Raw genomic sequence first — 14,102 nt, 5'->3', positions numbered from 1 at the left:
AGCATCAGTGAAAACGCCCTCCGCTGGAGGGGTCATAGATGATGCTGTTGGTGGCACGCACCCCAGTGGTCAGTTCGGGATAAGGCTTGTCCGTTACCGTGACGAGGCCAATCTCGTAGTCTTCGCCATCGCTCTGGCGTCCCGTCAACGGCTCGTCGGCATACTGATACCAATGAGCGCCAATGAAGAGTGGGTTCGCACACAACGAGCGCAAGTAAGAGTCGTACGCCGTGGCTCTCGCGCTTTGATCCGCCACCGGAACCAGACCACCGCTGAACATGCCGCGGTCTAACGCGCCGAAGTGGAACTCGCCCGAGAGCGCTGGTTTGTTCGTAGGCAACAGCATGGCAGAGTACGTGACTGGATCAATCGACGTGGCATAGAGATCAAAGCTGATGACGTCGCAGTACATTCCGCAGGCCGCGACCACCTCCGGCGTGAAGCCCGAGTACTTCGAGCCAAGGTAGAGGTGGTTCGGATCCTTGGCGTGAACCGCCTGCGCCACCAGGCGGTAGTACTGCTGCGCGTAAAACCCCAGGAAGGTGCTGAAGTCTGCGCGCATCGCCGAGCTTGCGATCGTTGGCTGCGCGGTGCTGTTCATGAAGTCAGGCCAGGACGCATACGCCGTACCCCACGCCGTATTCAGGTTGGCAATATTGTTGCTGTACTCCGGCATCAACACGCTTTGCTCCCAATAGAGCTTGGCGGGTTCGCTCGACGGCGACGCCAGCACAGCGTACGGCACAGGAAAGTAGGTGGCATCGTCCGCTCCCGTAGCAGATGCCGGCGTGGTCGATGCATTGTTCGACCACGGAATCTCGTTGTCCACGAAGTAGCCGATCAAATACGGGTCGCTGGTCATCTGACCCGGATTGCTATTCGTATCGTTGTTCAGCGTGTTGGTCATGGTGGTCTCCATGGCCGGCTCGAACGCTGTATCAAACGGATCGGCGATCTGGTAGGACCCCTTCACGAGCGTTACCGTGATGTTCTTGTACAGCGAACGACTCGGCGTCACCGCAGCCTTGATCGTGTACGGGATACGGCTGCCATCGGTGGCTGTCCCCTGCGCGAGCACAGGATCGCTAAAGTCTCCGATCGTGTTGAAGCCCCACGCTTCGAGCCGATCAAGTACTTCGCGGTCCCACGTCGCGATGAAGTTTGATGTGCCATACTTGCGCTGCAGATTGGCGCTGAAGAAGTCGTAGGCGCAGCCTGCGCTCGAGGTGTTGGTGTCGCAGTAGTGGCCCTCGCCCGTGCCGTGCGCGTAGTAGATCGCCAACGGATCGGCGGAAGAAGGAAGCGCCGAAAACCATGTGAAGCGTGGAGTCTGGTCCACTGCAACGGGGTCCGATCCCACATACGTCAGGCTGCTGGCACGATACGGCGCACCACCGATTTGCTCGGTGCCCACTGAGTCCACACCTGCGGAGAAGAAGAGATTGCCATCTGGATCGACAAACCACCACGTACCGTTTGTCAGCTTCGTGGTTTTGAAGAACCCTGAAGCGCCATAGCCGGACAGGTTTGTGGAACCACCGTAACGATCGCGATATGCTGGCGGCGAAGGCAATGGAGTGTTGCTCGCCAGATCTGAATCGGCCAGCACTTTCTCAGCCCACGAGGCCTTGGTGAACTGTCCATAGCGATCGACGATCTGCTGGAAGAGCAGAGTCTTCGCACTCTGGCGCGCGGTCTGGTTGTCATACGGATTGATCAGCCGCATGTTGTCGTAGTAGAGCGTTGTCGGTGCGGCCGTGGCGGGGACGTACAGGATGAGGTCAGCCACGCTGGTGCCAGCGATAGGCTCACCTCCACCTGTCATCAAGCCATAACCGGGCAGCAGCGGCAGGGTCTTCATGTCGACGTCCTGCGGATACGGAGCCTCGAACATGAATACCGCTGTCGTCCACGCCTTTGGAGGGAGGATGGTCGTCCCATCCCCCTCTGTAGGCGCTGTCGTTGGATCGTCCATGCGGATGCGCAGTTTCACTGCGGTGCTCTGCGGGTTGTACACGTCGAAGGCAATGCCCGGGTACGCACCCCAGTTCTTATTCGGCGAGAAGTTGAACCGGAAGCCCGGATACGGTTGGTTCGCTTGCATGTCCACGCGCAGGGAATGCGCTCCTACCGTTGCATAGTCGGTGCTCATGCTCGCGGTAGCAGCTGTCGTGGTGACGGCAGGCTCGCCAGCAGCTCCCTCAAAGTCCGCCAGCTGCGTGGTGGAGTCGACGGTGGTCACAGGGCCTGCTGGCGCGGGATTTGCCGATGCCATCGTTGTAGTGAACTTGACGTAGCTCGGGAAAGTCGGTGCGGCGAGACCGAAGATCTCACTAATTCCGCCTTGCCCGCCATTGGCCACCCAGATATCTCCCGCGGCGTCGATCGCGAGCGATCGCACAGAGAAAGCGAGATATGGAATCGAGTTGTTCAGGCTCGTAGTTCCACACACCGTAGTCGTTGCTGTTTGCATCTGACAGCCGACATACGCGGGCGTTCCATAGTTATGAACAGTGTCGTAGCCACGCACATGACCAGGCGTCGGCGATACGTTCGCACGCTCACCAAACCAGATGACATTGTTGCTATCCGTGACGGCAGAGATCGGCCCGGAGGTCAGCGTGGAGAACGTGTACGTCGGCGCTGTCGCGTCAGGCTGCGTGTTGAAGCTGAAGCTTCCACCGATCGCGCTATAGGTGAATTTGCTGACCAGCGTCGCGGTCGGATTGCTATTCGCATTGATGTAGATGCCGTAGCCTGCGGTCGAGCTCGAGTCTGCGGCCAGTGCGTTGTAGAAGTTCGCACTGGTACCACCAAGGTGGTTCGTCAAGGCCACCGCTGATCCGCCTGCAGCCAGGCCGTATACTCGCGCGGCGCCTGCGGTATTCACCGCGAAGGACATCGAGTTGCCCGCAGGATCCAGCGAGATCTGCCCCATTGTTGCAGAGGTTCCTCCCGTCATAGAGCCTGTGTAGGCAGGAGCATTGAACGACTCCGCGCCCGAGACGACAGCCTTACCCGTAGAGTTGTTCGCATAGTTGGCATCGAAATAGATCGTGTCCGAAGGATCGACCACGACGTACTTCGGGTTTATCAGCACCGTACTCGCCAAACCGAAGTCCGTGTTCACCAGCGTTTTCAAGAGCGTGATCGCGCTGCTATTCGGCGATGATGCGTAGATCTGCACACCGTTCAACGCCGCAGTAGAACCGGAGATCGGCTGGATGATGTGGCCGTAGCCGTCCGTCACCGTCTGTATCGGTGCGAGCGTATTGGTGTCGAAGTCAGTAGAGGCAAACGGCGTGCCGTCCGGTCGAATGCGAATCAGGTTGAAGCACTTCGCTGCCGACGCATCGTAGTTCATGATGGTGACGTTGTCGTCGATGTCGACGCTCACGACCATGGGATAGGTAAGACCGCGTGTCGTTGGCGCTCCACTACACGCCGAACCCGTAGTGCTTGCTCCTGTAGAGAGCGAGGCCTTGCGGTAGGAGATGCCGAGCATCCAGTCCGGAGGTGCACTGGTCAACGCGCTCTGGTAGAAGCCCGTTGCCGCGGCCAGGTTATAAATGCAGGTCGCGGCTGAGGTAGAGCCAGTGCCATTGGAAGAGCACGCGGTATCAAACAGAGTCGCGCTGCCGGCAGGACGCTTGGCGAGGTTCTTGATCGCATCGAGCGTGTTACCCGCCGCCGTCAACGTACCGGTAGTCGTTCCATCCACCGTATAGCTCGAGTAGGCGAAGAGTTTGCCGCATGGAGTGCCATCGTGCGAAGTGCCGCTTGCGGTCGTCGTTGTGGTGGGTGCGCCGGATGCAGCATCAGTGCCACCACCACGGCTGTTCACGCAGGCCTGCAGAATGTTGCCGAGTGTCTTGATCTCCTGCACAGGAACGATGGCGCCATTGGAAGTGGTCGCGACGGGATTCCCGCTGTGATTGTCCACCAGCAGCATCGCGTTCTGGAACGCGTGCTTGAGCCCAGCTGCGGTAGTGGTAGTGCAGTTCGTCGAGAAGCCATTGCTTGTGGTGTAGAAGCTGTTCGCGATGCAACCGGCGGTGGCGCTGTTCGTTGCTGGCCCGCCGATACCCACGGTGTAGCCGTTCACGGCGTTGCCGGTGACATTGATGAAATTGCTGAGCGCGTAGCCCATCGCTACCGTTGTCAGCTCATTGATCCAGAGGTTTCCACCCGTGTACGTTGTGCCGCTGTACATCGTGTCGCAGGAGCCAACGGGCGTGACGAGAATCGAGTTCGGATTGCTCGCATTCGCGCCAGTATTACCGCCGTAGGCCACGACGTAGGCATATTGCCCTTGCGGGCACGTAAACCCACCGGCAAAGCTGAAGGAGCCGTTACCGTCCGTATCCTGATGCGGCGAAGAACCCGTCTGATTGGCTTCCTGCAGCATGTTGCCCACGCCATAGCCGCTCGAACTCGTGGAGTAGATAACGACACGCGCGCCAACAACGGGATTCGGCCCGCCATGAATGGTGCCGTGGAACGCGGACACAATGTTGTCGCTCGTGCCCGACGTTGCGCCTTGCACCGAACCGGCAGAACAACCCACCATCAAACCGAGGCCGAACACCGCGAAACTCGCCACGACTTTTGAAGACAAATGTTTCATTGAAACTCCTTTAGTGATCCGAAAACTGGGAAAATCACCGCATTTTTGGGGCAACACTGCTCCGCATCTCCGAAGCGCATATCCGCTTCGCCGATGGTGGTAACGTGAATTTCTTCTGCTGGATAACTCTGTTAGTTCGAGCCGATCACCGTGAGTGTGAGGTTGATGGAATGCGTGGTAGAAACTCCGTTCGTACCGGTGATGGTGACCGTGATGGTGGAAGTTCCGGTCGGCGTCACCAGCCCGGTGTTGGATCGCAGCATGCTGCCGTTGCCGCAACCGGACAGAAGGTAACTCGTCCCGAGCAGCACCGACAGCGTGAGCGCACCGCTCGTCAGACGTCGACGTTTGCGCGACGCGAAGAGGCCGATTGTCAGTGGAGCGAGGAACGCCAGGTAGAGCCCGCGCTGACCGCGATCATGCTCGTTGCTCGCCAGTGTGCTCGACACATTGGTAACGACCTGGATCGAAACCGGCACCGGCGTGCTGCTGACCGCGATCGTGCTCGGTAAGAAGCGGCACACCGAGTTCGCAGGCAGTCCCTTGCAGGACGCTGTAAGCGTCGCGTTTGCACCGAGGATGCCCGAGACCAGCACGCTGAAGTTCGCAATGCCCCCCTGCGGAATCGTGAGCGCGGTAACGGTCGGTGCGACCTCGAAATCTCCGCCACCTGTGGCAAAGACGGCAGAAGTTGAAGGTGCGAAGTTTCCGTTAGTGCTCCCGCTGTACTGCGCCGTGTACTGGCTGCTGGCGTAGTTCAGCACGGTGGTCATGTAGGTCGCCTGACCGTTCACGTCAATAGCGATCGGCGTGGGGTTGATTGCAACACCGCCTGCGTAGAAGACCACCGTTCCAGTAGGCCCGGCGGCCGTGGTTGCATTCACGGTCGCCGTAAACTTCAGGGCGGCCGTGTTGTTCACCAGCACCGGCGTAATGCTCAACGCCGTCGTCGTCGGTGCCGGTTGAACAACAATCGAGATCGAGGTGGAACTACTGGCGTAGTTCGTATCGCCGCTGTAGGTTGCCGTAATGGCATGTGTGCCTACTGCGAGGTTCATCGTGACGACGTATGTTCCGTTGCCGATCGACACCATCGGCAAAGTGGATCCATCGCGCGTCAGAGTGAAGCTACCCGTTGGCGCAACGGTTGTAGTGTTTGGCTTTACCGTAATCGTAAGCGTGGTGGTCTGGCTGTAGTAGACAGCGCCTGTAGGAGCGACCGTGGCGCTCGTCGTTGTTGGCACAAGCACCTTGCCCACGGCGGAGAGTAGCGCGCTCACGCTTCCGTTGTTCGCAGCGTTCGTGTTGAAGGTTTCCGTAGCTGTCGCCGTGGCCGATATCGTCGGCGAGAAACTACCCGTGAAGTTGCAACCATTCCCCGCCGCGTAGTTCGTACCCACGGCGCATCCTCTGGACGTAGAGGGCGCGACCGAAAACAACGAGCTGCCGGTAAGCGTTGTAGCAGGCGCGCTGGGGAAGGTGAGATCCGCGTTACCAACGTTGCTCAACGAGATGCTGGCCATTGAGGTGGAGTTGAGGTTGGTAGTCGGGAAGACGATGCTGCCCGCGCTGCGATGAAAGGCCTTCACGCTCGTCACGCCAGCGTCAGCAATGTAGAGACTTGCGTCCGCGTCAGTGGCGATGCCTACGGGTCTCGTTAGACCGCTGGCGAGAACGTTGCCCGGAGCCGTGCCGAGCGGATACGCGATCACACTCGAAGAGCCGCTATCGGTGATGTAGACATCGCCAGCGACATCAACGGCAAGGCCCGTAGGCACCACGCCTGAATCGAGCTGCAGAATGTCGGTCACTCCGCTCGCGAACCCCGTACGCGTGATGCGCGCGTTGCCCGAGTCGAGAATATAGAGGTCGTTCGTCGAGTCGATTGACAGTTGCGTCGGCTTCGAAAGAGCGGTCGTCAAGCCCAGCGGTGAGGCTACGCTGCTGATGTTATTCAGCGAAAACTTGAGCACCTGATTGTTACCGGTATCCGCGACGAAGATGTTGCCGTACGCATCCACCGCAACACCCTGCGGCGAAGACAGGCTGGTGCCCAGCGTGGCGAGCGTATTGCCCGTGGGATCCGTCACCAGGACGCGATTGTTCCCTGTATCGGCGATGTAGAGATTGCCCGCGTTGTCGATCGCAACCTGTGAGGGCGACTTTAATCCGCTCACAAGCGTCGTCAGTGCGGTGCCCGTCGTGCTGCCCTTCAGCAAGCTGCCGCTCGCGCTATCGGTCACGTACACGTTTCCGTTCAAGTCCGTGGTGATGCCGCCGGCCGTCACTCCGCTGCCGATGCTGGAGGTCGTGCTGGAATCCACGGCGAGGTCAGAAGCCATGCCGGAGCCGGTGAGATACGCAGTCCCCACCACGCCTGCAGCGGAGGTGAGGCGGATGGAGCCAGAGCGTCGACCAGGATGCGCTGGCGTAAACGCCACGTTGATCACACAGGTGCCGCGATTGGAAATGCTGGCTGCTGCTGTGCACACTGTTCCGCCAGCATCGGCGAATTCCGCCGTATTGCCACCGTTCAGCGTGAAGGTGCGGCCCGTAAGCCCCGTTGCCGCAGCGGGCGTGGCCGTGAAAGCCACATATTGCTTGACTGTCGTACCGTCCGGACTGGAGCCGAAGTCGCTGTTGAAGGTCCAGCGCTGCACCGTGTTGGTGCCGTCGCCTGCGGTGTAAAAGTCGCCGGTCTTATCGAAGGTGATCTTGCCGATGATCTTGCCGCGCGCCTGCAATGCAGGACAGCCGTCACCGTAGTTGTCCTGCGACATTGGCCCCGAGTTTCCAGAGCAGTAGATGCCCGGAGTCATCGCCGCGTTCAATCCGCCGATGACGTTCCCAACGCCCGTGAGTGCGTCGAACTTCCAGAGCCTCACATTGAGTGCGTCGAAGATGTAGATGTTGCCAGCCGGATCCACGCCGCCGCTGAGATCAGTGCTTGCTGCGAGCTTTACGTTCTGCGCTACAGTACCGTTCGCTGTAGCGGTTCCTGCGCCCGCATAGGTGTAGATGTAACCCACCACAGGGTTCGTGAGCCCACCCACCGTGCCGCCGCGATATACGACGCGGAAGCGTGCGTTCGTGTAGTCCGAGATGAAGAGGTTATTGCTGGCATCGAGAAACAGGACGTACGGCGAGTTCATCAGCGCGCCCGCGGCCGGACCACCATCGCCTGAGTAGCCGAACGGGCAACCCACCGCAGAGTTATACGCGGTGTTCCCGCAAGTGTTTTCTCCTGCCACCGTGCTGATCAAGCCCGTCTTGCCGTCGATCATGCGCACGTTGTTACCTGCGGCGATCACGGTTGCGGACCCCGCACCGCCATCCGACAGGTAGATGTTGCCATCCGGCCCCACGGCGATGTAACGCGGGTTGATGAATCCCGCGGCGCTCGCCAGGCCCCCATCGCCTTCGGCTCCGGTCGCGCCCGCGCCGGCGAGCTGATACACATAGCCGACCTGCGGCGCGCTGATCGTGGGATTCTCCAACGTGATGAGCTTCGCAACATCATCGCCGCCCACGTAGACCACACGAATGCTCGCCTGATTCACGGTGTTCGCGAAGAAGATGTTGCCGTACTTGTCGATCGCAATGCCCTTCGCACCGATGCGTGCCTGCGCAGCCGGACAGCCGTTGCCGGAGAGGTCCATCGCCACTGCGCCGGTGCCGGCGTTGTTGCAGTAGTAGACTCCGAGATTTTTCGTCAGATTGACCGTCTGCCCGCCAGCGATGGTATACACTCGGCCGGGCGTTAGCGTGAAGTTGGTCGTGTTCCCGTTGGCCGCAAGCAAAGCTGCCGTCAGTGCGCTTCCACCTTTGTAGAGCACACGGATGTCGAAGCCACCGGCTGTGCCCGTTCCCTGTTCGGAAACATAAACGTTGCCCAGGGAATCAACCTGCGAGTCATACAGCGTCGTCATTGCGACTTGGTTCGGGAGGCATCCATCACCAAGGCTTTGCCCGCCAGCGTTCTTGATGCTGGTGGTGCAAAGCGTATTACCACTACCCGCCGCGATGCCCATCGAGAGTGTTGCGAAGGGCTCGGGGATCAGCGTGTTGGTCTGACCTGCGGCCTGCAGCCCGATAAAGGCCGGTGCGGTCACGGCTAGAATCTGTGCGAGCTGAAACAACTTCTTCATGTGTTGCTCCGTGTTCCTTACGTCTCTCGTATTGCCGGTTCCAACAAACTCTTAGTAGCGAATGATGAACGCCAATTGCACACGCCTGCCATTCGTGCCCACGCTGCCACCCTTGCCCACTGTGGCGAGAATCTTGCCAGCGGGCAGACTGTTTGCAGTCGAGGCCGATGGCGAAATGGCTGTGAGCGGATTCGCTAGGTTCGGCGTATTCCAGATATTGAACGCGTCCGCCCTGAGCTGCAGCTGCCACTTTTCGTGGTTGACGCGAAGTGCGCGGCGCAGACTGAAATCGCTCTCAATGAAAGCTGGACCCACCAGCGAGTTGCGCGACACACCATTCTTGTAACCAGCCGGAATGGGCGAAGCGACGCCGCAGGTATTCGCCGTGCTGCTCGCGTTGGACGCAAAGGAACACACGTTGAACCATTCGTTTACCTTGTCCACGCGGTGGCGATTGCTGGGCAAGGGAACATAGTGCGTATAGCCCGGAGCCAATGGCGGTCTCTGGTTCGGCTCGCCAGTCAGCGATGCATCGATGGTCAACGTCGGGCTGAAAGGATGCCCGGTGCGCGCGTTGAAGATGCCGCCAAACTGCCAGTCGTTGAGCAACATCTTTGTGAACGCATTGCCCCGCTTCATCTTGGGCGACTGCAGCGTCCAGCCCATATTGAGGATGTGCGTAGAGTTGAAGTCCGAAGGTCCGTAGTCGAGGTTGATGTTGTCTGGGTTCGGCGTCGAAGCGTAGTTCGACGTATTGTTGCTACCCGTATCCAGTGACTTCGAGTAGGTGTACGACATCGTCGTATTCAGGAAGTTTCTGGCGCGCTGAATGTAGATCACTTCAAAGCCGTTGTAGCTGGAAGAAGCAATCGAATTCAGGTTCACCAGCCCCTGTCCGCCGTAGTTGAAACCGGGATAGCGAGAACGGGCCGAGTATGAGTCCGAAGACGTGGATGCGCCCGTGCAATACTTCACCGGATCTGCCTGGAAGTAGAGACCAGAGCAATCGTAGATCGAGGGGTTGAGATCATAGGCTGCGAGCAGGTGACGCGAGAGCTTTCCCACGTACAGCATCTCGACCGTCGCCGACTTGATCTTCTGCTGAAGGCTCAGGTTGATCGCCTCGGTATACGCTGGCGTCACATCCGGATCGGCAAAGCTGATTGAAAGAGGCTGGCCGAACTTCGCCTTATCGGGCGTGGTGTAGTTGGCTGGCACCGAGGGGTTTCCCAACAACGGCTGCGAGAAGCTGCCGTTTGGGTTCGTGTATTGCGCACGATAGGTATACGGCGCACCGCTACCGGAGGTGTTCGCGTTCAGCGCATCGAAGAAGATGCCAAAGCCACCGCGAATCGCAGTCCTGCCGTTGCCGAAGAGGTCGTACGCAAAGCCGATGCGCGGACCGAAGTCGTTGTACGTGTTCTTGATGATCGCGTTCGGAATACCGGGATCGCCCTGGAACGCAAAGCCTTCTGGCGAGTTCAGGAAGCGGTTCGACTGGTAGCCGCGAATAAAGGTAACGCCGCGACCGTTGGGCTGATACCAGGGCCGCGGCAGCTCATAGCGAAGGCCGAGGTTCACGGTCAATCGCGGAGTTGCGCGCCAGTCGTCCTGCACGTAGACGTAGAACGAGTTGCTGTTTGCGCCGAAGTCGCGAGAGTTGCCAACTGCCAGGCTTCCAATCATGCCCATCGCGAAGTCAGCCATGCCCAGCGTCGTGAAGACGGAGGACGCAGTCAGGCCCGGCGCGTAGTCATTCCGCGTGACGTATTGCAGGAAGAGGTACTGCGCACCGAACTGGAGATTATGGTTTCCATGCGTCAGCGAGGTATTGTTGCTGAACTCCGTGCTCGCGTTTGCCGTGTAGTTCCATGCCGAGTTTCCAGAGCCGATGGTGAAACGTGCGTTCGCCGAAAAACGCGGCAGCGTAGGATAGCCTGGATCGGTGAAGTTTCCCCCCAGATCCAGCAGCGTCGTCGTGTCGATCGGAACGATGTTGTAGTTGTACCGCTTGTACCCGGCGCGGAAGATGTTCAACAGGTTCGGGCGAATGGCCCAGGTGTCGCCCACATTGCCGGAGATGATGCCGCCGGAGTTTGCATCCAGGTTATAGTTCGCATCAGCTGTTCCGTTCGGCGAAACGCTGTTAGCCGTCACGTCATTCACGCTCGTGACGTAGTATTTCGCTTCCAGTGCGTGCTGGCCAAAATGCACGTCCGCGCGTGCCAGGCCGTCCCAGTCGTTGCGGGGTTGGCGCGCCATCGTGGGAAGCGTGGTCGGCACGGTGACGGGCACGCCATTCTGCGTCGGGATCGGAATGTACTTTTTGTAGAGGTTCTGCGTCACCGGGTTGAAGCACTCGGACGGGATTTCAGCATTCGGCATGAAGCGAACCGAGCTGGACGCCACCAGATTGTTCAAATCGTCGTAGCAATTTTGCGCGCCCTGTGCCTGCCCTGCAGCGGTTGCAGCCGTAGAGGCGATCTGCGATTGCGCAATCGCCACCAACGCCTGCGTGCCTGCGCTCGAAGAGCTTGTCTTGAAGAACGGATTCGCGACGCCTGCCTTGGTGAAGTCCGTCGTCGCCGGATAGTCGCCAGCGAAGCTCGCACAAGTCTTGCCCGCCCAGATGGAGCTCACACACGGCCGCGGTGTTCCATCAGGATTCAGTCCGCGCTCTGCCGCCGTGGGCAGCTGCGTGTTCGAGATTACCTCCGCCGAACTCCGCAGGTCCTGTACGCCGACGAAGAAGTACGCTTTGTCTTTCCACGCCGGACCGCCCAAGGTCATGCCGAACTGGTTCTGCACCAGATGTGGATTCGTGTGCGAGAGATAATCCGAAGCATTCAACGCCTGATTCTGGATGTACTCCCACACCGTGCCGTGAAAGCGCGTGGTGCCCGACGACGTAATCGCATTGAAGACGCTACCGACATTGCGCCCGTACTGGGCCTTGAAATTCACAAGCTGTACAGAGACTTCCTGCAGCATGAACGGCGGCGGGAAGTTCAGGCCGCTGTTGTAGTACACGTTGTTCCACATCATGCCGTCGAGCTGAAACAGGTTCTGGTTGGCACGCGAGCCGGAGGAAATATAGCTGGGGCCACCAGCGTCGGACGTGAAGGTCGTCGGCGCCGAAACGTCCGTGACTCCAGGCAACAGAGCCGCCAGCGACACGACATTGTTGCCATCCACAGGAAGGTTCTGCACCAGTACCGGATCGATGACGGCCGCAACTGTGGCCGAGCGCGTGTCCACGGTTGCTGAGTCCGTGTCTACCGTAATCGTCTCTGTCGGCGCGCCGATCTGCAGCGCGGCATCGAAGCGGATGTTCTCGCCCGCGTTGATCACGATGCCGTCACCCGTGTAATTCTGAAACGCAGGCGCGCTCACCGTGACCGTGTACCGCCCCGGCTTCACGGTCGGAAAGAGGTACTCTCCGCGGCCATTCACCTTCACCTTGATGCTTGACTGCTCATCGACGGAGAAGAGTGTTGCCTCCGCGTTGGCCACGGCGGCGCCCTGAGGGTCCTTTACGTTGCCGCTGATGGTGCCCGTGTTCTGTCCTTGAGCAAAGACCGTTGCCGGAGCCAGAAGGCCCAGCGTCAGCAACGCTCCGAGAAACACTCCCAGCCGAACCCACAACCGCTTGTGCAGAACTTGCGACCAGTCCCGCAGCGTTCTCCATGCTTCCACCATAACCATCCCGACCCTACTCCTCGAAACGTCCACCCTTCACTTCTCTCGGGATGGCGTACAGCTCGCGTCAACCTGCGGCTACTTGAACCGCACGTTTATAGGAGGCTGCAGGAATATGTAGCAAGCCGTTTACAGATAAGCTCTGGATTCGTGACGCTAAAGCTGCGCGAATGCCTCAATAGCGCGACTTTTCGGCATTTTTACAACGCATGATAAGAGCCTGATAAACACGCACTCTCAGCTGCGGTCGTTCTCTGGGAATTCCTGGGCTCGCTGAACTACCAGAAATAGGTAGCGACAACATGCGGTGCGCCTGCTTCATCACCTGCGACTGAGGTCTTCAGCACGGCCTCCATCCCTTGTCCCTTCCAACCTGCAGGCGCAAGGCGCATCAGCGCTGCCGTGTCTTCATCGGACGCGAGAAATGCACCGGTCGCGAGCGTCGCGCCGTGACCGAGTCCCGCCACCATCACCACATAGCGACCCGTGTCCGGGTTGAGGAAGCGCGCAAGAATGGAGTAATCCTCGTAATACGTGTCCTGATAGAGCCTCGAGGTATCGCGCGTCCAGGCCGCACTCTCAGGGTGCTCGCGATCCTCGATCCTCAGCCGCTTCACATCCGCGTCGTTGGCAAAGTGGAAACGAAGGGTCTGCGTGAAGCGCAGTGTCCACGGGTTATTGAAGGAACCGATCAGAATGGCGTCAGATTGGCGAAGGTCGTCCAATCCCGTGACCGCCGAGCCTTTGATGTGAAACGGCCGCTTATGCTGATCGAGCGCCGCTACGATGTTCAACAGCGGCGGCAGATCCGTCATCGCCACCTCTGACCGGCGTACCGGCACAGTAGTCGGCTTCTTCGGGTTCGACGCATCCCAAAGCACTAACTGCGAATCGTTCATCTGGTCCGGAATACAAATCAAGACCGGGTCGGTTGAACCCATCATCGGCGCCCAGAAACCTTGCTGCGGCGGCGGTTGCATTCCTCGCCGAACAGCATAAGCCGCACCGACCAGGAGCACCAGAGCGCAGGCTGCGATCATCCACCAGTGCGGAAAGCGACGGGCGGTTGCAGATGCTGCTGGCTCCGCAACTGCCCCTGCTGGCTGTTCCGCTACAGGCTCTTCGGCTGCGACGGTCAGTAGAAGCGGCGCCTCCTCGTGCATCGCTTCGGCGGGCTCTTCGATGGGTACAGCATTATCGGGCTTCGCGTCATGCACTTCATCTGGAAGCTGAAACCGCGGAGAATAAGAACCCGCAGGAAGAATGATCCGAATACCTTGCTGATGCTCGGGCTGTTGGTAATAAAGGATGAGGCGCTTGCGGATCTCCGTCGCGGTGACGCGCACTACTGGATCCGTGCCGGTGTCGTAATCCGGAGTGCGCCCGAAAATCTCGATGCCGAGAACCCTCTCTTTCACGACCGAGTCGTCGCCCGCCAGCGTGTGCCCCACCACATGCCGCAGAAATTGAGGGTAGCGCTTGCTTTGGCTGAAATAGGGGTGAGCGAGCAGACGCTCGAGCTCTTCCCGCACCGCATCCTTATCGCTCTTCGTGGTGGGCACCCAACCGCCCACTTCTATCTGCGCTTGCATAATATGGCGACCTCTCGGAGGTGCACCATCATATGA

At 59.3% G+C, this 14,102-nt stretch carries 4 protein-coding genes; all 4 read right to left on the bottom strand.

Translation table 11 applies throughout. The annotated features are described in order from the left end of the window. Positions 1 to 4: 4 nt before the first annotated feature. The 4 genes from OHL11_RS03950 to OHL11_RS03935 all read right to left on the bottom strand — a co-directional run bounded on the left by OHL11_RS03950 (position 5) and on the right by OHL11_RS03935 (position 14,066). Entirely contained in the window at positions 5 to 4,627 is a 4,623-nt protein-coding gene (locus tag OHL11_RS03950; protein ID WP_263370172.1) for a hypothetical protein, read from the bottom strand. A gap of 131 nt (positions 4,628 to 4,758) precedes the next feature. After that, positions 4,759 to 8,775, bottom strand: a complete 4,017-nt coding sequence (locus tag OHL11_RS03945) for an Ig-like domain repeat protein (RefSeq protein WP_263370171.1) — start codon at positions 8,773 to 8,775, stop codon at positions 4,759 to 4,761. 51 nt (positions 8,776 to 8,826) lie between these two features. After that, the gene (locus OHL11_RS03940; protein ID WP_263370170.1) at positions 8,827 to 12,480 is read right to left on the bottom strand and encodes a TonB-dependent receptor; all 3,654 of its coding nucleotides are present in this window, start codon (positions 12,478 to 12,480) and stop codon (positions 8,827 to 8,829) included. A 272-nt stretch (positions 12,481 to 12,752) separates the two neighbouring features. After that, entirely contained in the window at positions 12,753 to 14,066 is a 1,314-nt protein-coding gene (locus OHL11_RS03935) for a hypothetical protein (RefSeq protein WP_263370169.1), read from the bottom strand. Between the last annotated feature and the right edge of the window lie 36 nt (positions 14,067 to 14,102).

The sequence above is a fragment of the Granulicella cerasi genome, assembly GCF_025685575.1.
Lineage (GTDB): Bacteria > Acidobacteriota > Terriglobia > Terriglobales > Acidobacteriaceae > Granulicella > Granulicella cerasi.
This window is presented reverse-complemented; position numbering and strand designations above follow the sequence as displayed.